Origin of the sequence: Aeromonas sp. Y318-3 (genome assembly GCF_027706185.1) — a bacterium.
Taxonomy (GTDB): Bacteria; Pseudomonadota; Gammaproteobacteria; order Enterobacterales; family Aeromonadaceae; genus Aeromonas; species Aeromonas veronii.
Window position 1 is genome coordinate 158,546 of sequence record NZ_JAPDCN010000007.1, and the last position, 20,019, is coordinate 178,564.

At 60.0% G+C, this 20,019-nt stretch carries 17 protein-coding genes and 1 pseudogene; 10 read left to right on the forward strand and 8 right to left on the reverse strand.

Annotation, left to right across the window (positions count from 1 at the left end; translation table 11 throughout):
* The first annotated feature begins 53 nt into the window (after window positions 1-53).
* Complete coding sequence (lipB, locus tag OKB77_RS11850) at window positions 54-731, forward strand: lipoyl(octanoyl) transferase LipB (protein ID WP_040066806.1); 678 nt, start codon at window positions 54-56, stop codon at window positions 729-731.
* Complete coding sequence (lipA, locus tag OKB77_RS11855) at window positions 728-1,693, forward strand: lipoyl synthase (RefSeq protein ID WP_005335190.1); 966 nt, start codon at window positions 728-730, stop codon at window positions 1,691-1,693. Before lipB ends, lipA begins: the two co-directional genes overlap by 4 nt.
* Before the next feature lie 107 nt (window positions 1,694-1,800).
* Here the strand turns inward: lipA and OKB77_RS11860 are convergent, their stop codons facing one another.
* Window positions 1,801-2,361, reverse strand: a complete 561-nt coding sequence (locus tag OKB77_RS11860) for an NUDIX domain-containing protein (protein ID WP_270656470.1) — start codon at window positions 2,359-2,361, stop codon at window positions 1,801-1,803.
* 7 nt (window positions 2,362-2,368) lie between these two features.
* Complete coding sequence (locus OKB77_RS11865; protein WP_005335192.1) at window positions 2,369-3,169, reverse strand: DUF2989 domain-containing protein; 801 nt, start codon at window positions 3,167-3,169, stop codon at window positions 2,369-2,371.
* A 211-nt stretch (window positions 3,170-3,380) separates the two neighbouring features.
* Here OKB77_RS11865 and OKB77_RS11870 point away from each other — a divergent pair, with 211 nt between their 5' ends.
* Window positions 3,381-4,814, forward strand: a complete 1,434-nt coding sequence (locus OKB77_RS11870) for a glyceraldehyde-3-phosphate dehydrogenase (protein ID WP_216975648.1) — start codon at window positions 3,381-3,383, stop codon at window positions 4,812-4,814.
* A 71-nt stretch (window positions 4,815-4,885) separates the two neighbouring features.
* A complete protein-coding gene (locus OKB77_RS11875) occupies window positions 4,886-5,179 on the forward strand; it encodes a YeaC family protein (RefSeq protein ID WP_151286082.1) in 294 nt (97 codons plus the stop codon).
* Between the two features lie 250 nt (window positions 5,180-5,429).
* On the opposite strand, the gene ansA is transcribed toward OKB77_RS11875, so the two are convergent.
* Window positions 5,430-6,437: an asparaginase gene (ansA, locus tag OKB77_RS11880; protein WP_042054747.1), complete on the reverse strand. Its 1,008-nt coding sequence runs from the start codon at window positions 6,435-6,437 to the stop codon at window positions 5,430-5,432.
* 446 nt (window positions 6,438-6,883) lie between these two features.
* Here ansA and gltS point away from each other — a divergent pair, with 446 nt between their 5' ends.
* Window positions 6,884-8,083 (forward strand): sodium/glutamate symporter, encoded by a 1,200-nt coding sequence (gene gltS / locus OKB77_RS11885; protein ID WP_005348115.1) that lies wholly within the window; start codon window positions 6,884-6,886, stop codon window positions 8,081-8,083.
* 215 nt (window positions 8,084-8,298) lie between these two features.
* On the opposite strand, the pseudogene OKB77_RS11890 reads toward gltS, so the two are convergent.
* Window positions 8,299-10,170 (reverse strand): annotated as a pseudogene (locus OKB77_RS11890) (methyl-accepting chemotaxis protein).
* A gap of 256 nt (window positions 10,171-10,426) precedes the next feature.
* Between OKB77_RS11890 and prfB the strand changes: the two are divergent.
* From prfB to OKB77_RS11915, 5 genes are all read left to right on the forward strand, one after another.
* Window positions 10,427-11,525 (forward strand): peptide chain release factor 2 gene (gene prfB / locus OKB77_RS11895; protein ID WP_100645262.1). Its coding sequence is split into 2 segments (ribosomal slippage): window positions 10,427-10,501 and window positions 10,503-11,525, totalling 1,098 coding nucleotides; the frame shifts between segments, so codons are not numbered across the junction.
* A 16-nt stretch (window positions 11,526-11,541) separates the two neighbouring features.
* Window positions 11,542-13,077 carry a lysine--tRNA ligase gene (lysS, locus tag OKB77_RS11900; RefSeq protein ID WP_005335201.1) on the forward strand — a complete coding sequence of 512 codons (1,536 nt, stop codon included), beginning with the start codon at window positions 11,542-11,544 and terminating at the stop codon, window positions 13,075-13,077.
* Window positions 13,078-13,303: 226 nt separating this feature from the next.
* On the forward strand, window positions 13,304-15,097 hold the full coding sequence (locus OKB77_RS11905) for an assimilatory sulfite reductase (NADPH) flavoprotein subunit (RefSeq protein ID WP_270817717.1): 1,794 nt from the start codon (window positions 13,304-13,306) through the stop codon (window positions 15,095-15,097).
* Window positions 15,097-16,821: an assimilatory sulfite reductase (NADPH) hemoprotein subunit gene (cysI, locus tag OKB77_RS11910; protein ID WP_201987386.1), complete on the forward strand. Its 1,725-nt coding sequence runs from the start codon at window positions 15,097-15,099 to the stop codon at window positions 16,819-16,821. The genes OKB77_RS11905 and cysI overlap by 1 nt, the downstream gene beginning before the upstream one ends.
* Window positions 16,811-17,593, forward strand: coding sequence for a phosphoadenylyl-sulfate reductase (locus tag OKB77_RS11915; protein WP_164536213.1), 783 nt, complete (start codon window positions 16,811-16,813; stop codon window positions 17,591-17,593). Before cysI ends, OKB77_RS11915 begins: the two co-directional genes overlap by 11 nt.
* A gap of 79 nt (window positions 17,594-17,672) precedes the next feature.
* Here the strand turns inward: OKB77_RS11915 and folA are convergent, their stop codons facing one another.
* The 4 genes from folA to OKB77_RS11935 all read right to left on the reverse strand — a co-directional run bounded on the left by folA (window position 17,673) and on the right by OKB77_RS11935 (window position 20,015).
* Window positions 17,673-18,164 (reverse strand): type 3 dihydrofolate reductase, encoded by a 492-nt coding sequence (gene folA / locus OKB77_RS11920; RefSeq protein ID WP_270817707.1) that lies wholly within the window; start codon window positions 18,162-18,164, stop codon window positions 17,673-17,675.
* Window positions 18,165-18,182: 18 nt separating this feature from the next.
* Window positions 18,183-18,650 (reverse strand): threonine/serine exporter family protein, encoded by a 468-nt coding sequence (locus tag OKB77_RS11925; protein WP_026035076.1) that lies wholly within the window; start codon window positions 18,648-18,650, stop codon window positions 18,183-18,185.
* Window positions 18,647-19,444 (reverse strand): threonine/serine exporter family protein, encoded by a 798-nt coding sequence (locus OKB77_RS11930; protein ID WP_247823321.1) that lies wholly within the window; start codon window positions 19,442-19,444, stop codon window positions 18,647-18,649. Before OKB77_RS11930 ends, OKB77_RS11925 begins: the two co-directional genes overlap by 4 nt.
* A gap of 235 nt (window positions 19,445-19,679) precedes the next feature.
* A complete protein-coding gene (locus OKB77_RS11935) occupies window positions 19,680-20,015 on the reverse strand; it encodes a DUF3135 domain-containing protein (protein ID WP_047438081.1) in 336 nt (111 codons plus the stop codon).
* Window positions 20,016-20,019: the final 4 nt, after the last annotated feature.

Consider the following 20,019-nt stretch of genomic DNA (forward strand, 5'->3'; position numbering starts at 1 on the left):
CGCCCCGTTCTGCGGGGCGACTGTTTTTGGCCGCAGCACGCCGCGAGGACGCCATGTCATCCCAGATCCCCGCCCAGTCCAGCCTGATTGTCAGGCAGCTGGGTCGCCGCCCCTACCAGCCGGTATGGGACGCCATGAAAGCCTTCACCGACAACCGCACCAGCGATACCCCGGACGAGTTCTGGGTGGTCGAGCACGATCCCGTCTACACCCAGGGTCAGGCCGGCAAGGCCGAACACCTGCTCAATCCGGGCAATATCCCGGTGGTGCAGAGCGATCGCGGCGGTCAGGTGACCTATCACGGCCCGGGCCAGCTGGTGCTCTACGTACTGGTGGATGTCCGCCGCTGCAAATTCTCGGTTCGCGAGCTGGTGACCGCGCTGGAGACAGCCATCATCAATACCCTCGCCAAAAGCGATATCCAGGCTTATGCCAAGGCCGATGCCCCCGGGGTCTATGTGAAAAATGACCTTGGCATGGAGGCAAAACTGGCCTCGCTGGGTCTGCGCATCCGCAAGGGGTGCTCATTCCACGGGCTGGCCCTCAACATCAACATGGACATGACCCCCTTCCTGCACATCAATCCGTGCGGCTATGCGGGCATGGCCATGACCCAGACCAGCGCCCTGGGCGGCCCGCAAAGCGTGGCCGAGGCGCAATCCATTCTGGTGGCCGAACTGGCCCGCCTGATTGGCTACCAAACAATAACAAACACCGAGAGTGAATCATGAGCAAACCCGTTCGTATGGAGCCGGGCGTCAAGCTGCGCGATGGCGACAAGATGGCCCTGATCCCGGTGAAATTCATGCCGGATCCCAACGAAGAACTCCTTCGCAAGCCGGACTGGATGCGGATCAAGCTGCCCCCCTCCAGCCAGAAGATCGAACACATCAAGAGCACCTTGCGCAAGAACAAGCTGCACTCGGTCTGTGAAGAGGCCTCCTGCCCCAACCTGGCGGAGTGCTTCAACCACGGCACCGCCACCTTTATGATAATGGGCGCCATCTGCACCCGTCGCTGCCCCTTCTGCGACGTGGCCCACGGCCGACCGCTGGCACTCGATCCGGAAGAGCCGAAGAAGCTGGCGCTGACCATCAAGGAGATGAACCTCAAGTATGTGGTGATCACCTCGGTGGACCGCGACGATCTGCGCGACGGCGGTGCCCAGCACTTCGCCGACTGCATCCGCGAGATCCGCGAGCACAGCCCGCAGACCCGCATCGAGATCCTGACCCCGGACTTCCGTGGCCGGATGGAGCAGGCCCTTGAGGTGTTCCGCGAGACCCCGCCGGACGTCTTCAACCACAACCTGGAAACCGCACCGCGCATGTATCGCGTCGCCCGCCCGGGTGCCGACTACAAGTGGTCGCTGGAGCTGCTGCGCCGCATCAAGGAGATGCACCCCCACGTGCCGACCAAATCCGGCCTGATGATGGGCCTTGGCGAGACCAACGAAGAGATCGTCGAGGTACTCAAGGATCTGCGCGCCCACGGCGTCAACATGCTGACCTTGGGTCAGTATCTGCAGCCGAGCCGCCACCACCTGCCGGTCAAGCGCTACGTGCCGCCAGCAGAGTTTGACGAGCTGAAAGACGTCGCCATGGAGCTGGGCTTTACCCACGCCGCCTGCGGTCCTTTCGTGCGCTCCTCCTACCATGCTGATCTGCAAGCCAAGGGCGAAGAGGTCAAATGATCTCGCACGACAGAGTGGCCAAATAACCGCCTCCATCTCAATTAAAAAGAGCGCCCATTGGCGCTCTTTTTGTTGGTATCACTGACCGTTGCGGCTTGATGTACTCATCAGCCATGGTCGAAGATCCCCTGCTGATGCCAGCGTTGCAGCTGGGCCAGCACCCGGGTCTCTCGCGCCGTCCACTGGGGACAGGGCCCCGCCAGCTGGGTCTTGTTGGTCTGCAGCGCCTCGTCGAGGGCAAACCAGCCGGGCACGAAGCCAAGGCGGATCTCGTAGGGCTGCGGCTGCGGGGCCACCAGCTGATCGCCAATCCGGCACAAGTAGTAGAGCGAGCGGATGCAGTAGGCATCAAACCCCGGCTCGCGGGCGGCGCGATATTCACGGGTCTCGCCAAGCAGGCCCCCCACTTCCCGCAGCTCGGCACCGCACTCCTCCAGCAGCTCGCGAGCGAGCGCCACATGGTGGCTCTCCCCCGCTTCAACGCCGCCGCCAGGGAACATCAGATCGCCGTTGACCCGGGAGTGGACCAGCAGCAGCTCGTCGCCACGGGGCACCACGGCACGCACCGTGAGGCGCTCAAGCGTGCGGCCATCGGTACGTACCTCGCCATGAACGAAAGAGAGATCGAACGGATTGGGCCAGCAGCTGGCCGGGGAGAGCGTCGTCATCACTGCCTCAGGGCCGGTAGTTGCCATGCTTGAGCTGCTCGACAATTTCGGCAGCCCGAACATCGTAGCCATCCTGCTCTGTCTTGCTCAGGGTGTGGTAGATGCCAAAACGCTTGGCTGAGACCTCGGGGCTATCCTGAAACGATTCGCTCACCTTGCCCCACAGATAGGCCAGCCCATACTGTTTCTGGCCCATATAGAGGGTGCTGAGGGAGGTGAATATGCGGCTGTTGACCTTATCCCCCTCCTGATAGAGGGAGAGCCCGTGCTGCAAGGTGGCAATGGCCTTTTCGGGGTCGCTCTTGGCGTAGATACCGCCGAGCGCCAGTTGCAGCTCGGGTTCATCCAGCGCCTTGGTGCCTTCCAGAGCCATAAACTGCTGGCGAGCCAGCTCGTTGGTGTTGTTGGTCCAGTGCCAGAGCAGCAGGTAGGGATCTTGTGAATTGCGGGTCGCCGCATCGAGCTGGGCCAACTGATCCCCGGCCGCCAGCATGCCCTCGACCCGTGGACTCTTCTGCTCGCGGGCATTCTTGTATTCAATGCTGGTGGAGCGCTCGGCACACTTGAGATAGCGCTCAAGGTTACGCATCAGCTCGTACTTGCGCCGATCCGTCCCCTCTTCCTTGAGATAGAAGCGACTGCGGATCACATCGGTACGCTCATAGCGACACCAGCCATCGTCCACCAGATCTTGGCAGAGCTCGGGATGATTGCCACAGATGTTGTGGATCCGATCGTCATTGCAGCCAGCCACGGCAAGGCCGACTGAAAGCATGATGAAGGTCTGTCGCAGGGGGAAATTGGCCATGGTTCACATCTTGTTGGTAACGCGGGTTGGTAACAACTGGCGCCTTTACGGGCCACCTCCGGCTAGCAAACCGGTTACATATCCATTACAATGCGCGCGCCATAAAAGGCCGCGATTGCAGAATAATATAACGAAATATACACCCCTACACTGATCTGCATTCGACGAATTTTCTATTTACACCAACAACGTGAAATAAAGGATCTGGTCAATGACCCACGAGCACTACTTGCAAGCGTGGCAGGAGAGCCAGGAGCTCGCCGAAGCCATGCAGCCCTTGATTGGTCGCCTCTACCGACAACAAGGGGTCGAGATCACCCTCTACGGCCGCCCGCTGCAAAACGCCTCCACCATCGATATCCTCAAGGCCCACCGGGTCGTCCGCCGCCACCAGGGCGCCCCCCTCCCCATCCAGCAAAGCTTCCCCCTGCTTCAGGCCATCGTTGCCCTCAAACCCACCGCCGCCGAGGTTGACCTTGGCAAGCTGGCAGTCGGCTACTGGCAGGATCATCAGGATGAAGCGGGGATCGAGGACTATCTGCAAGCGCGACTGGTACCGGCCCTTGGCCGCAGCCAGATGCCGCAGCCGACCGATGTGGTGCTCTACGGCTTTGGCCGTATCGGCCGCCTGCTGGCCCGCCTGCTCATCGAGCGCACCGGCGCCGCCAATCCGCTGCGCCTGCGCGCCATCGTGGTACGTGGCGGTCGCGACGGGGATCTGGAGAAACGCGCCAGCCTGCTGCGCCGCGACTCGGTGCACGGCCCCTTCAACGGCTCCATCGAGGTGGATGCGGAGCGCAGCGCCATCATCGCCAACGGTACCTTCATTCAGGTGATCTACGCCAACAGCCCGGCCGACATCGACTACACCGCCTACGGCATTCACGATGCGCTGATCGTCGACAACACCGGAGTCTGGCGTGACGAGGCTGGCCTCTCCGAGCACCTGAAAGCGCGCGGTGCCGGCAAGGTGCTGCTGACCGCTCCCGGCAAGGGGGAGATGAAGAACGTGGTGTTCGGGGTCAACCATGAGGTGATAGGCCCGGATGACAGGATCATCTCCGCCGCCTCCTGTACCACCAACGCCATCACCCCGGTGCTCAAGGTAATGCAGGAGCGGTTCGGCATCCGCCACGGCCACGTGGAGACGGTCCACTCCTACACCAACGATCAGAACCTCATCGACAACTACCACAAAGGCGAGCGCCGCGGTCGCAGCGCGGCCCTCAATATGGTGATGACCAGCACCGGCGCCGCCAAGGCGGTGGCCAAGGCGCTGCCCGAACTCAAGGGCAAGCTGACCGGCAACGCCATCCGGGTGCCGACCCCCAACGTCTCGCTGGCGATTATCAATCTTTCGCTGGAGCAGGCCACCGATCGGGAGAGCCTCAACGCCTATCTGCAGCAGATGGCGCTAAGCTCGGCCCTCCATCGCCAGATCGACTTCAGCGCCAGCACCGAGCTGGTCTCCTCCGACATGGTAGGTTCCCGTTATGCGGGCATCGTCGACTCCCAGGCGACCATCGCCGAGGGGGATCACTGCGTGCTCTACGTATGGTATGACAACGAGTTCGGGTACAGTTGTCAGGTAGTGCGGGTGATGGAGCAGATGGCTGGCGTAGTCCGCCAGGATCTGCCGGCATAGACCGATAGGGTCTACCTGCATGGCCCATCAGATCCCGCTGTTTATGGCTCAATAGTTCAAGGAGAGGCCGGATGTCGTTTCAACAGGGTGAGTTTTTACAAGCTATCAGGCAGATGCCACAAGAGGTGTACGAGCGGCTCAAAACCGCAGTCGAGCTGGGCAAGTGGCCCGATGGCAAGCCCCTCACCGACGAGCAGAAGGCCACCTCCCTGCAAGCCGTGATGGCCTGGCAGGCGATGCACATCGACAATCCCGAGCACATGAACATAGGTCGTGACGGCGAGATCGTGATGAAGAGCAAGAGCGAGCTCAAGCGTCAGTATCGCGACGAGGAAGAGATAGTGCGGGTCGACCTTAACCATTGAACCTGACTCGGCAGGCCGCTCGCGGCGGCCACAGCAAAGAGGGGAGCCATTATGGCCCCCCTCTTTTTCCACTCTCCCCATGGTGGGGAGGTCAGAAGCTGTTCACGACCTGTAGCGAGAAGACGTCAGCAAGGTGAAGAGCAGCGCAGGAACCGGAGCGTATAGATATACGTGAGCCCTCTTGTTCACAAACACGCGAGCAGCACATGAGCCTTGATCACGCCTTCGCAGTAAGGTCGCGGACAGTTTCTCAGGGAGTCAGCTCCCCGCGCAGGGATTGTTGCATCAGCTCGCGAATCCGGTGGGATGGCAAGTCCTGACTCAGCAGGAAGTGGAGCTTGGTGAGCGCCGCTTCGGCGGTCATGTCAAAGCCCGAGATCACCCCGGCCCGCGACAGGGCGTTGCCGGTGGCATAGCCACCCATGTTGACCTTGCCGTGCAGGCACTGGCTCAGGTTGACGATGATGACGCCGCGGGCCGAAGCCTCGGAAAGCAGCGCCAGCATGGCCGGGTTCTGCGGCGCATTGCCAACCCCGAACGACAGCAGGATCAGCGCCTTCACCGGCTGTTGCAGGATATTGGCGATCACCTCGCTGGAGATCCCCGGATAGAGGGTCACCACGCCGATGGGCTGGGGGGTGATATCGTGCAGCACCAGCGGCCGCGCAGAGGGCACGCCCAGCTCACCCGCTTCCAGCGAGATGGCGATCCCGGCGTTGAGCAGCGGCGGATAGTTGGGGGAGTCGAAGGCGTGGAAGCCGTCGGCGTGCACCTTCTTGCTACGGTTGCCGCGATAGAGCTGATTGTTGAAGAACAGCGTCACCTCGTGGATCGGGTAGTTGGCCGCGATGTAGAGGGCGTTGAGCAGATTCTGCTGGCCGTCGGAGCGCAGCTCGGCCAGCGGGATCTGGGAACCGGTGATGATGACCGGCTTGTGCAGATCTTCCAGCATGAAAGAGAGCGCCGAGGCGGTGAACGACATGGTGTCGGTGCCATGCAGGATCACGAAGCCATCGTATTTCTCGTAGTTGTCGCGAATGTCTTCGGCGATGCGCTGCCAATCCGCCGGGGTCATGTCGGAGGAGTCGATGAGGGGCGCATATTCGTGGATATGGTAATCCGGCATCTCGGGGCGGTGGAACTCGGGCATACGCGCCAGACAGTCTTCCATAAAGCCCGCCATCGGCACGTAGCCGTGATCGGAACGCTGCATCCCAATGGTGCCGCCTGTGTAGGCAATGTAGATAGACTTCTTCACACCCTCTCCTCTTGATGAAGTGAACACCGCCGGAATATGAACCATGTCGGGGTGAACCACAATGTCAACGCCCGCCAGCGCCTCTGCGTGCAGCGGAAACCGGCGAATTATAGAGACTGGCGCCCCAAATGACAGCCGTTCCATGCACCCTTTTCGGCTTTTCTGCCCTCTACCTACATAGTGTTAAATGTCACAATAAACCACTAAAACGAGCATTAATACGACAAAGATGGAATTAAACGATGCTTTTTGCTACAATCCGCCGGATTTTACTAAAATCTCATCTGGATGCCTGAGCATTTCAGGCCCGCACAAGCCCCATCTTTCCTGGGGCGGGGAGATGTTTCCCCTTCTTTGCTGGCACATAAGCCACACTGTTTTCATCCCGGCTGAATCTGTAAGTCTTTTGCTATGAAAGACACAGCCAATCAACATGGGAGTACTGAATGTTACAACTTGATTCCTACGCAACGCTGGTCGCTGCCACTCTGGTATTGCTGCTTGGCCGGGTGTTGGTTACCCGAGTCGGGCTGCTGCGTACCTTCAACATCCCCAAACCGGTAGCCGGCGGCCTGGTGGTCGCGCTGGTACTGCTGCTGCTGCGCTCCACCCTGCAGATGGAGCTGCAATTTGATACCAGCCTGCAAACCCCGCTGATGCTGGCCTTCTTCGCCTCCATCGGTCTCTCCGCCGATCTCGCCAGCCTGAAACGCGGCGGCAAGGCGGTGGTTACCTTCCTGATGGTGGTCACCGGCCTGCTGCTGGTGCAAAACAGTCTGGGTGTCGGTCTGGCGACCCTGCTCGGTCTGGATCCCCACATGGGGCTGCTGGCAGGCTCCATCACTCTCTCCGGCGGCCACGGCACCGGGGCGGCCTGGAGCGCAACCTTCTCCGAGAAGTACGGCGTGCAATCCGCCGCTGAGCTCGCCATCGCCTGTGCCACTTTTGGTCTGGTGCTGGGCGGCCTGATCGGTGGCCCAGTCGCCCGCTATCTGGTGAAGAAAGTGCAGGTGCCCGGTGAGGAGCACAATCAGGATGAGGCCCCCCAGGGCTTCGAAATGCCGGATATGGAGCGCCCCCTCACCACTTTCAGCGTTATCGAGACGCTGGCGCTGATCGCCATCAGCCTCAAGGGCGGCGAGCTGCTCTCTGCTTCCCTCAAAGGGGGCGCCTTCGAGCTGCCGATCTTTGTCTGCGTGCTGTTTGTCGGCGTGCTGCTGCGCAACGTCCTGACCCTGCTGAACTGGCATGAGGTGAGCGATCGCGAGGTCTCCCTGCTGGGCAACGTCAGCCTGTCGCTGTTCCTCGCCATGGCACTGATGAGCCTGAAACTGTGGGATCTGGCCAGCCTGGCGCTGCCCATCTTCATTCTGCTGGCCGCCCAGACCGTGGCGATGGCGCTCTACGCCATCTTCGTCACCTTCCGGGTGATGGGTAAAAATTACGATGCGGCCGTACTGGCAGCAGGTCACTGCGGCTTTGGCCTCGGGGCCACCCCGACCGCGATTGCCAACATGCAGGCCATCACCCAGCGCTTCGGTCCCTCCCACCTGGCGTTTCTGGTAGTGCCCATGGTGGGGGCCTTCTTTATCGACATCATCAACGCCATGGTGATCAAGCTGTTTATGGCGATGCCATTCCTGTAATTCCCTTTCCGTCAGACGTATATGATCAGAGCCCACCTTTCGGTGGGCTCTTTGTTTGTTCTCTACTCGCCAGCTGACGCAGGGGCACGTATCCGGCACCAGGATGACCCGCGAGCAACCCGAACTACCCGGAATCCCCCGAACAACAAAAAGCCCCGCACTCGACAGAGGGCGGGGCTTGTTTATCTCAGCCGGAACAGGCCGAGAGTTGCACTTTACAGGATAAAGGTCGACACCTGCTGGTTAAGGTCAGCAGCACGCCCTTTGAGGCTGTGGGCCTGATCCAGATCGCGCATGGCAGATGCGGTGATCTCGTCACTCACATCCTTGATGGCGGTGGTGTTCTGGGTGATCTCGCCGGTCACCTGGGTCTGCTCCTCGGCGGCTGTGGCGATCTGACCCGCCATGTCGGAGATGAGGGAGATGGCGCTGGTGATCTCTTCCAGCGCGCGCACCGCCTGATCGGCATCCTGCACGCTGTTGTCCGCCAGCCCCTGACTGGTCTGCATCAGGCTCACCGCACGGGCAGTGGTCTGTTGCAGGGTCTCGATGGTGGACTGGATCTGCTGGGTGGAGTCCTGAGTACGGCGCGACAGCACCCGCACCTCGTCAGCGACCACCGCAAAACCACGACCCTGCTCACCGGCGCGAGCCGCTTCGATGGCCGCGTTCAACGCCAGCAGGTTGGTCTGCTCGGCAATCCCCTGAATGGTGGAGAGGATGCTGGTGATGGCCTGCGCGTGGCGGCTCAGCTCGCCGATCACCTCGGTCGCCTGCCCCACCTCTTCGGCCAGACCATTGATGGACTGGCGGGTCTTGTTGACCAGCATCTTGCCCTGCTCACTGCTCTGGGCAGATTGCTGGGCAGCGGCGGCGGTGTTCTCGGCGTTGCCAGCGATCTCCATGGTGGCGCTCGCCATCTCGGTGACCGCCGTGGCGACCATGGTCACCTCCTGCTGCTGACGCTACAACTCGTCCACCGCGGCCTGGTTGGTCACCAGACTGCGCTCGGCATCGGCGTTCAACTCGTTGGCCAGCTGACGGATATTGCCGATCAGCTGATGCTGGCTGCCGACGAAACGGTTGAAGCTGTTGGCCAGTTGACCCACTTCGTCGTTGGCGTCGATCTTGATGCGCTGGGTCAGATCACCGTTACCATCGGCAATGCGGGCCAGCGCCTGGGAGACCTTGGTGAGCGGGCCAAGCAGCATGCTGACCAGCCAGGAGATAGTGAGGATGCTACCCACCAGCACCAGCAGCGCCATCCCCAGCTGGGTCATCAGCAGGGAGGAGAGCGGCGCTTCCAGCGCGGCCTTGTCCAGCACCAGCACCAGCTCCCAATCCGTGTCGGGGATATCGGCCGCCCACAGCAGCTTGTCGCGACCTTCGTTGTCGAAGTAGGCCGGAACCAGATCCTTGCTCGACTTGCTCTGCTCGATCAGCGCGTTGGTCAGATCGTTGTCGATCTCGCTGGCCGGTTTCATCGCCTTGGCAGCATCCTTGTAGGCGATGATGGTGCCATCCTTGTGCATCATGATGGCGAAACCGTCGGCAGGCAGCTGCATCTTGGTCACGTCTTCCACTAGCGAGGCGATAGAGAGGTCACCACCGACTACCCCGCCAGAAACCGGCTGGGCCAGGGTCACCACCATGATGTTGTAAGCCACATCGAGATAGGGTTTGGTGACAATCAGGCCACCTTTGCTCATCGCCTCCTGATACCAGCCACGGGAGCGCGGGTCGTAGCCATCGCGGTTGATGGAGGGATCGGAGTCATTCATCTTGCCGCTGCTCTCACCGAAATAGGTGAGCTGGAAACGGCCGGAAACTTGTGCCTGTTGCAAGGCATTGAGGGGTTCGGCACCGGCCTTGTTGCCGAGCGCCTGGATCACGTCGCGACGGGCGGCGAGCCAGTCGCTGACACGCTCGGCCTGCTGGGTACCCAGCCGTTGCAACTGCTCCTGGCTGCCTTGCAGCAACAGGGACTTCTGGCTGCTATAGCTCTGCCAGGAGAGCAACAAAATCACCAACGAAAGGGCGATCACCACTGACAACAGTATCTTCTGCTTGAGTGACAGGTTTTTCATCATGTGTTCTTCTTATTGAGGTGAGGAGCGGGTTTTTCCCTAAATTGCACAACACTACACGTAGTCATTAGCGACCCGAATGGCCAAAACTGAACCTGAAAATGGGTCTGCGGGCGATATTTTCTACCGAGGTGGAGAAAAGTGCACCAGAAATTGACGGCATGAGCCGCACAAACCAAGGCAACCCTGTTTATTCCTTCCACAATTGGCTAGAATATCCCGTTTTTAAATCACATCGACCCTGAGAGTTTTCACGATGTTCGAAGTTAATCCCGTATTAAATAAACTTAAGGAGCTGTCTGAGCGGACCGAGCTTCTTAGGGGGTACCTTTGACTATGACGCCAAGAAAGAGCGTCTAGAAGAGGTCAACGCCGAGCTGGAACAGCCGGACGTATGGAATGAGCCCGAGCGCGCACAGGCGCTGGGCAAAGAGCGCGTCGCGCTGGAAAACGTGGTCGGCACCATCGACACCCTGACCCAGGGCGTGGATGACGTCGAGATGCTGGTGAGCCTGGCCGTGGAAGGGGAAGACGAAGAGACCTTCAACGAAGCCATCGCCGAATCCGAACAACTGGAAGCCAAGCTGGTGGATCTCGAGTTCCGCCGCATGTTCTCCGGTCAGCACGACGGCTCCGACTGCTATATCGACATCCAGTCCGGCTCCGGTGGTACCGAAGCACAGGATTGGGCCAACATGGTACTGCGCATGTACCTGCGCTGGGGCGATGCCCACGGCTACAAGCCCGAGCTGATTGAATGCTCCGAAGGCGACGTGGCTGGTATCAAATCCGCCACCATCAAGTTCACCGGCGAATATGCGTTCGGCTGGCTGCGTACCGAAACCGGCGTACACCGTCTGGTTCGCAAGTCCCCGTTCGATTCCGGTGGCCGCCGTCACACCTCCTTCTGTTCTGTGTTCGTCTACCCCGAGATCGACGACGATATCGATATCGAGATCAACCCGGCGGATCTGCGGATCGACGTCTACCGCGCCTCCGGTGCCGGTGGTCAGCACGTTAACCGAACCGAATCCGCGGTGCGTATTACCCACGTTCCGACCGGTGTCGTGGTACAGTGCCAGAACGACCGTTCCCAGCACAAAAACAAAGACCAGTGTATGAAGCAGCTGAAAGCCAAGCTCTACGAGCTGGAAATTCAGAAGCAGAACGCTGAGAAACAAGCCCTGGAAGAGACCAAGTCTGATATCGGTTGGGGCAGCCAGATCCGTTCCTATGTGCTGGATGACTCCCGTATCAAGGATCTGCGCACCGGCGTCGAAACCCGTAATACCCAATCGGTGCTCGACGGTGACTTGGACAAGTTTATCGAAGCCAGCCTGAAATCAGGTCTGTAAACAAGCAGGAATCACCATGTCTGAACAAACCATCACTCCGGAAGTCGACCAAACTCTCGAACTCAACAACGAGATGACCGAGCGTCGTTCCAAGCTGGCCGCCCTGCGCGCCCAGGGTAATCCTTTCCCCAACGACTTCCGTCGCGACAGCCTCTCTGGCGATCTGCACGCAGAGTTCGACGACAAAAGCGCCGAGGAGCTGACGAGCCTGGGTAAACGGGTGAAGATTGCCGGTCGCATCATGACCCGCCGGATCATGGGCAAGGCTTCTTTCGCCACCCTGCAGGACATGGCCGGCAAGATCCAGGTCTACGTCACCCGTGACGACCTGCCGGAAGGTTTCTACAACGAGCAGTTCAAGAAGTGGGATCTGGGCGACATCGTGGGTGTCGAAGGTACCCTGTTCAAGACCCAGACCGGTGAGCTCTCCGTTCACGTTTCCGATATCCGCCTGCTGACCAAGGCGCTGCGTCCGCTGCCCGAGAAGCACAAAGGCCTGACCGACCAGGAAGCTCGCTGCCGCCAGCGCTACCTGGATCTGATCGCCAACGAAGAGTCCCGCAAGACCTTCATGATCCGCACCCAGGTGGTTGCCGGTATCCGTAAATTCTTCAATGAAAAGCGCTTCATGGAAGTGGAAACCCCGATGATGCAAGTCATCCCGGGTGGTGCCTCCGCGCGTCCGTTCGTCACTCACCACAATGCGCTGGACATCGATATGTACCTGCGTATCGCTCCGGAGCTCTACCTGAAGCGTCTGGTGGTCGGTGGCTTCGAGCGTGTCTACGAGATCAACCGTAACTTCCGTAACGAAGGTATCTCGGTTCGTCACAACCCCGAGTTCACCATGATCGAGTTCTACATGGCCTACGCCGACTACATCGATCTGATGGACCTGACCGAAGAGCTGCTGCGCACCCTGGCGCAGGACATTCTGGGCGACACCAAGATCCGTTACGCCAAAGAGGGCGAAGAGGGCCTGACCATCGATTTCGGTCAGCCGTTCCAGCGCCTCACCATGGTCGAGTCCATCCTGAAGTTCAACCCGGATGTAACTCTGGACGATCTGGCTACCCTCGAGAGCGCCAAGGCCGTTGCCAAGCGTCTGCACATCGAGCTGATGAAGGGCTGGGAGCTGGGCCACGTGATCACCGCGATCTTCGAAGAGACCGTGGAGCACATGCTGCTGCAACCCACTTTCATCACCGAGTACCCGGCTGCCGTTTCTCCGCTGGCCCGCCGCAACGACGTGAACCCGGACGTCACCGACCGCTTCGAATTCTTCATCGGTGGCCGCGAGCTGGCCAACGGCTTCTCCGAGCTGAACGATGCAGAAGACCAGGCCAAGCGCTTCCAGGATCAGGTTGATCAGAAAGAAGCAGGCGACGACGAAGCCATGTTCTACGACGCAGACTTCGTCACCGCGCTGGAGCACGGCCTGCCGCCGACTGCCGGTCAGGGTATCGGTATCGACCGTCTGGTCATGCTGTTCACCAACAGCCACACCATCCGTGACGTCATTCTGTTCCCGGCCTTACGTCCACAAAAGTAAGATCCGCAGAAGTAAGGCCCACAGAAGCCAGCTAAATCTCTTGGGTCAATCCCGAGCGTGATAGCCAATAAAAACGCCCCGCAACAGCGGGGCGTTTTTCTATCTCCTTTACCGCAAAATCACTTTCAAAATTCAATAATGGAATAAAGAAGATATTTTTATTCTTTGTTGTTAGCCAACACGCCCTTTAATCTGGCCAAAAATCAGACCATGGAAGACGCGTGTGATGCAATTGAAGGATTCCCCATTCAACCTCTCCCCCCTCTCTGACGAGCAGCAACGTCAGCTGGGTCAGGTACTCTCGACCCTCAATACCCAGCAACTGGCCTGGGTGAGCGGATATCTCTACGGCCTCTCCCAGGTGGGCATCCAGCCCGTTGCGACCGCAGGCGCAGAAGTCGTGGCTCCCAGCGGTAGCCTAACTATTCTCTACGGCTCCCAGACCGGCAACGCCAAAGGTGTCGCTACTGCCATCAAGGCGCAGGCCGAAGCCCGTGGTCTACCGGCCACCCTCGCGTCGATGGCCGACTACAAACCCAAGCAGCTCAAGAAAGAGAGCCATCTGCTGGTGGTAGTGAGCACTTACGGGGAGGGTGAACCGCCGGAGAGCGCCGTCGATCTGTTCGAGCAGCTTAAAAAAGGCAAGATCGGCAAGCTGGACGGCCTCAAGTTCGCGGTGCTGGGGCTGGGTGACAGCTCCTACGAATTTTTCTGCCAGACCGGCAAAGATTTTGACAACTTCCTCGCCAGCGCAGGGGCCGAGCGCATTTATGAACTCGCCAGCCTCGATGTGGATTATCAGGATGCCGCCAAGGCGTGGGGCGAACAGGCACTCAACGCCATTGCCGCGACCCTCTCTACCGGAGCGGCCAGCAGCAGCGTAGCCAGCGCGGTGCAGCAGGCGGTTGGCCACAGCCAGTACAGCAAGGAGAACCCCTTCCCTGCCCGCCTGTCGGTCAATCAGAAGATCACCGGCCGGGATTCCACCAAGGATATCCGCCATATCGAGATCAATCTGGCCGACTCCGGCATCACCTATCAACCGGGTGATGCCCTCGGCGTCTGGTTCGACAACGACGCCGACCTGGTGGGGGAAGTGCTGGCCCTGACCGGCCTCTCTGGCGATGAAGCCACGGCCCACGGCACCTTGCGCGCCGCCCTGACCGGTCACTTCGAACTGACCCGGCTGCACGGCGGCTTTATCACAGGGCTCGCTGATATATCGGACAACGCGGCGCTGAAAGACTTGGCCGGTGACAAGGCCCAGGTAAATACACTGGTCGCCTCCGCTCAGGTGGTGGATGTGCTGAAACGCTTCCCGACCGCGCTCACGGCCGAGCAGCTGGTTGGCCTGCTGCGACCCCTCACCCCGCGCCTCTACTCAATCGCCTCCGCACAGAGCGAAGTCGAAGAGGAGGTGCACCTGACCGTCGGCGTGGTGCGCTACCCGCAGGAAGATGGCACAGTGCGCTCTGGCGCCGCCTCCTCCTATCTGGCGGATCGGCTGATTGAGGATGGCGAGGTGCGGGTATTCATCGAGCACAACGACAACTTCCGCCTGCCCGCCAATCCCGACACACCCGTCATCATGGTGGGCCCGGGCACCGGCATCGCCCCGTTTCGCGCCTTTATGCAGGAGCGGGAAGCTCAGGGCGCGGAAGGCAAGAACTGGCTCTTCTTCGGCAACCCCCACTTTACCCAGGATTTCCTCTATCAGGTGGAGTGGCAGCGTTATGTGAAATCGGGGTTGCTGTCGAAGATCTCCCTGGCCTTCAGCCGGGATCAGGCCAACAAGATCTATGTGCAGGACCGTCTGCGCGAGGCAGGGCTTGAGCTCTACCAGTGGCTGGAAGCAGGCGCTCACTTCTATGTGTGTGGCGACGCCAACAAGATGGCCAAGGATGTACAGGAGACCCTGCTGGATGTAATTGCCGAACACGGTCACAAGAGCCGTGAGGAAGCAGAAGAGTATTTGAGCGAATTGCGTCGTGCCAAACGTTATCAAAGGGATGTCTATTGATGAGCAAACAACCTCTTTCTCACCCAAAAGCGGGACCGGTCGAAGGGCCGCTGGCCGACAACGAGCGCCTCAAGCGCGAGAGCAACTTTCTGCGCGGCACCATAGAGCAAGATCTGCAGGACCCGCTCACCGGCGGCTTCAACGGCGACAACTTCCAGCTGATCCGCTTTCACGGCATGTACCAGCAGGATGACCGCGACATCCGCCCGGAGCGCGCCGCCCAGAAGCTGGAGCCGCTGCACAACGTCATGCTGCGTGCCCGCCTGCCGGGTGGGATCATCACCCCGGCCCAGTGGCAGATCATCGACAAGTTCGCCGAAGAGCACAGCCTCTACGGCAGCATCCGCCTTACCACCCGACAGACCTTCCAGTTCCACGGGGTATTGAAGCGCGACATCAAGCTGATGCACCAGACCCTCAACAGCACCGGCATCGATTCCATCGCCACCGCCGGCGACGTGAACCGCAACGTGCTCTGCACCAGCAACCCGGTGGAGTCCGAACTGCATCAGGAGGCCTACGAGTGGGCCAAGAAGATCTCCGAGCATCTGCTGCCCAAGACACGCGCCTACGTGGAGATCTGGCTGGACGGCGAGAAGCTGGGGGGTGACGAAGAGCCGATCCTGGGTTCCAACTACCTGCCGCGCAAATTCAAGACCACTGTGGTGATCCCGCCCCACAACGACGTGGATATCCACGCCAACGATCTCAACTTCGTGGCGATCGCCGAGCATGGCAAGCTGGTGGGCTTCAACGTGCTGGTGGGCGGTGGCCTCGCCATGACCCACGGCGACACCAGCACCTACCCGCGCAAGGCGAGCGACTTTGGCTTTATTCCGCTCTCCCACGTACTGGAGGTGGCAGCCGCCGTGGTCAGCACCCAGCGCGACTGGGGCAACCGGGTCAACCGCAAGAACGCCAAGACCAAGTACACCCTTGAGCGTGTCGGCGTCGAAGCCTTCAAGGCCGAGGTGGAGAGCCGCGCTGGCATCCAGTTCGGGCCGGTTCGCCCCTATGAGTTCACCAGCCGTGGCGATCGCTTCGGTTGGGTCGAGGGGATCGACGGCAAGCATCACCTCACCCTGTTTATCGAGAATGGCCGCCTGCTGGACTTCCCGGGCAAGCCGCTCAAAACCGGCATGCTGGAGATCGCCAAGGTGCATCAGGGGGATTTTCGCCTGACCGCCAACCAGAACCTGATCATCGCAGGGGTGCCTGCCAGCGAGAAAGCCCGCATCGAAGGGCTGGCGCGCCAGTACGGCCTGCTGGATGACGGCGTGAGCGAGCAGCGCAAGCAGTCCATGGCTTGTGTGGCACTGCCTACCTGCCCGCTAGCGATGGCCGAGGCGGAGCGCATGCTGCCAGCGTTTGTCACCGACATCGAGGGCTTGCTCACCAAACATGGGCTGACGGATGACGCCATCATCTTCCGGGTCACCGGTTGCCCCAACGGCTGCGGCCGCGCCATGCTGGCGGAAGTGGGTCTGGTGGGCAAGGCGCCGGGCCGCTACAACCTGCATCTGGGGGGCAACCTGGAAGGCACCCGCATTCCGCGCCTCTATCAGGAGAACATCACAGAGCCGCAGATTTTGGCCGAACTGGACGCGCTGATCGGCCGCTGGGCCACCGAGCGCAATCAGGGTGAGTGCTTCGGCGACTTCGTGATCCGGGTTGGGGTGATTGCCCCCGTTATCGATTCTGCGAGGGACTTCTATGCCGCTTAATGTCACTGAAGATGGCCGCCTTGACCTGCAGGCGCTGCTAGCCCTCGGCCGTGAGGAGCAAGTCGAGGCGCTGGTGCCCCTCAACCGGGAGCTGGATACCATGAGTGCCCCCGAGCGGGTGCGCTGGGCTCTGGCAAATCTGCCGGGGGAGCATGTGCTCTCATCCAGCTTCGGCATTCAGGCGGCGCTGATGCTCCATCTGGTAAGCCGCGAGCGGGCCGACGTGCCGGTAGTGCTGACCGATACCGGTTATCTCTTCCCGGAGACCTACCGTTTCATCGACGAGCTGACCGAGCGCCTCGCGCTCAACCTGAAGATCTATCGGGCCGAGCTCAGCCCTGCCTGGCAGGAGGCGCGATTTGGCCTCTTGTGGGAGCAGGGCGTGGAGGGGATCACCCGCTACAACCAGCTCAACAAGGTGGAGCCGATGGACCGCGCCCTGCGTGAGCTGGGGGCCCAGACTTGGTTCTCCGGCCTGCGCCGGGAGCAGTCTGGCAGCCGTGGCAAGCTGCCGGTGCTGGGCATCCAGCGCGGCCGCTTCAAGTTCCTGCCGGTGATCGACTGGAGCAACAAGGATGTCTTCTACTACTTCAAAGAGTTCGATCTCCCCTACCACCCGTTGTGGGAGCAGGGTTATCTCTCGGTGGGCGATGTCCACACCACCGCCAAGTGGGAGCCGGGCATGAGCGAGGAGCAGACCCGCTTCTTCGGCCTCAAGCGCGAGTGCGGTTTGCACGAGGAAAATGGCGAGAACGACGGCTCAGGCATCTAATCCCGTCTTGAAAACCCAACAGAACAACAAGGGCATCCGAAGATGCCCTTGTTGTTATTTGCAAATTAGCATTTGCCCGTCAGCGGCGCTGCCAGATCTCGAAGCTATAGGGATGCGGGTTCTTCTCATCGGCAGGATGGCTCTCGCACTCAATCCGTTGCCACTGGCAATCATCAAAAGCAGGGAAGCGGGTATCTCCCTCCACCGCCAGATCGATTTGCGTCAGATAGAGGCAATCCGCACTCGGCAACATCTCGGCATAGAGATGACCACCACCGATCACCATCAACTCCTCCACCGAGCTACCAGCCAACAGCGCCAGCGCCGCCTCGACGGAACCCACCACCTCAATGCCCTCGGCCTGATAGCCGGGATTGCGGCTGATCACCAGATTGCGCCGTCCGGGTAGCGGTCGACCGATGGATTCAAAGGTTTTGCGCCCCATCAATACCGGTTTACCGAGGGTGACACGCTTGAAGTGAGCCAGATCGGCAGGCAGATGCCAGGGCATCTGGTTGTCCTTGCCGATCACCCTGTCGTGGGCCATGGCGGCAATCATGGAAATCTTCATGGGGCCTCTCACCGTCTGTCAGATTATGGGGCGGTTACGGTACACGACCAGAGAGGGGATCGCCAAACCGAAACTGAGGGCACCGACGATAAAGAGCGCCTTGAGGCCGTTCTCCACCGCACTCTGGATCAACTCCATGGTCACGCCGTTGATGTTGAGCTCTACCACCGCGATCATAGTCTTGAACGCATAACTGCCCGGGATCATCGGAATGATGGAAGCAACGCTGAACACCGGACGCGGCGCCAGCAGACGGCGCGACCAGTAGACGCAGACAAAGCCGACCGTGGTCGCCGCCGCCAACGTCGCCCACTCGATGGGCATACCATAGTGGATCAGCAGGGTACGCAGGCTGTGGGCCAGCGCGCCGCCCATGGCGCAATATTTCAGCATCCGTGGCGGCACGTTGAACAGCATGGCAAACCCCACCGCCGGAATGGAGGACCAGAAAGCATCCTTGGCCAGTAGCCAGAGCAAATCCATCATACTTTCCACCCCCAGATCCCCGTGACCGACATGGCCAAAATGATACCTATGGCGGCGCTGATGGTCAGCAGGGTCGCGGTCCCCCAGCGGGCCAGCCCCATGTTGAAGTAGCCCTTCACCATGTCTGAGACCGCATTGATCAGCGGAAAGCCCGGCACCAGCAGCAGCACGCTGGCCGCCATGGCGAGATAAGGCTGGTCACCCCAGTTAAAGAAGGTGGCGCTGGAGGCAAGCAGGGTGGCGATAAAGCCGGTGGCGGCAAAGTTGATGAGCGGGCTATGGTGATGGCGGGCCATCAGCTGGCGCACCCGCATCGCCACGGCAGACGAGAAGCAGGTCACCAGGAAGATGGGCCAGTCACCACCAAACAACAGGCTGAAGGCGCCGCAAGAGAGCCCCACCATGGGGACCACCAGCCAGGGGTGATAGTGGAAGGGGACGATGGCTTCGAGGCGCTGGCGCACTTCACGGGCACCGATCAGCTCTTTTTCCGCCATGATGCAGATCCGCTGGATCTCGCACACCACCTGCATATTGATGCCATGTTCGCGCACCCGCCGGGTAGTGGTGACGCAACCCCCCTGATAGAGACTGGTGAGCACGATGGCACTGGAAGAGATGGCCATTTCGACACTCTCCAGCCCCAGCGCCAGCCCCAGCCGCACCGTGGTCTGCTCGATGATCCGGCTCTCCGCCCCGAACTGGGCCAACATCTGACCCACCTTGACGATAATGCGGGTGATCTCTGTCTGTTGCTCCCGCGACAACACCCGTCTTGGTGTGATACTTCTCATAATCCCTTCGAGTCGTAGCAATAAAAATTTCGGCCATATTAGCCTAACTTTTACTGTTATTCATCCACCCCTATCACAACCTGACTAATAAGTTATTACAAGAAGGAGAAAAGAGATTACATCACAAATACATTACGACTAACATTAAAAACCATAACAATCAGGTCGCCAGCAATTCCCTTTATTATGGCTTCACCGATTTGGCTGAAATATCAACCAAGGGAGTTATTGCAGATTATTTGCGACGTCGATAGTCCGTCAGATGGATTATTTTACCACTGCCATCGCTTTCAGGCGGAGGGTCCCCCTCTTCTCTGAACTGGCTCATTTCGCTGCGCATCAAATAAAAAGATTCCCGCATCATGTTGGTAATCCGGATACAGCTATCAAGATTGTTTTTCGCCAGACGGCGCTGACCATCAATCTTGAACTGCAACCCGCGCAGACGGCGCTGCTGATCGGGGCTCGCACGGGCCATCAACTGGTCGATCTGCTGCTCCAGAATCGCATCCAGCCGGGAGGGCTCACTCGCAGCCAACTCCTTCAGGGTGTCAAAATCAGGCAACTCCATATGC

Coding starts and splice junctions, on each gene's coding strand:
- cysI (WP_201987386.1), top strand. CDS start 15,097: ATGAGCAAACAACCTCTTTCTCACCCAAAAGCGGGACCGGTCGAAGGG.
- OKB77_RS11915 (WP_164536213.1), top strand. CDS start 16,811: ATGCCGCTTAATGTCACTGAAGATGGCCGCCTTGACCTGCAGGCGCTG.
- lysS (WP_005335201.1), top strand. CDS start 11,542: ATGTCTGAACAAACCATCACTCCGGAAGTCGACCAAACTCTCGAACTC.
- OKB77_RS11930 (WP_247823321.1), bottom strand. CDS start 19,444: ATGAGAAGTATCACACCAAGACGGGTGTTGTCGCGGGAGCAACAGACA.
- OKB77_RS11905 (WP_270817717.1), top strand. CDS start 13,304: ATGCAATTGAAGGATTCCCCATTCAACCTCTCCCCCCTCTCTGACGAG.
- OKB77_RS11870 (WP_216975648.1), top strand. CDS start 3,381: ATGACCCACGAGCACTACTTGCAAGCGTGGCAGGAGAGCCAGGAGCTC.
- OKB77_RS11860 (WP_270656470.1), bottom strand. CDS start 2,361: ATGACGACGCTCTCCCCGGCCAGCTGCTGGCCCAATCCGTTCGATCTC.
- OKB77_RS11865 (WP_005335192.1), bottom strand. CDS start 3,169: ATGGCCAATTTCCCCCTGCGACAGACCTTCATCATGCTTTCAGTCGGC.
- gltS (WP_005348115.1), top strand. CDS start 6,884: ATGTTACAACTTGATTCCTACGCAACGCTGGTCGCTGCCACTCTGGTA.
- OKB77_RS11935 (WP_047438081.1), bottom strand. CDS start 20,015: ATGGAGTTGCCTGATTTTGACACCCTGAAGGAGTTGGCTGCGAGTGAG.
- OKB77_RS11925 (WP_026035076.1), bottom strand. CDS start 18,650: ATGATGGATTTGCTCTGGCTACTGGCCAAGGATGCTTTCTGGTCCTCC.
- OKB77_RS11875 (WP_151286082.1), top strand. CDS start 4,886: ATGTCGTTTCAACAGGGTGAGTTTTTACAAGCTATCAGGCAGATGCCA.
- lipA (WP_005335190.1), top strand. CDS start 728: ATGAGCAAACCCGTTCGTATGGAGCCGGGCGTCAAGCTGCGCGATGGC.
- folA (WP_270817707.1), bottom strand. CDS start 18,164: ATGAAGATTTCCATGATTGCCGCCATGGCCCACGACAGGGTGATCGGC.
- lipB (WP_040066806.1), top strand. CDS start 54: ATGTCATCCCAGATCCCCGCCCAGTCCAGCCTGATTGTCAGGCAGCTG.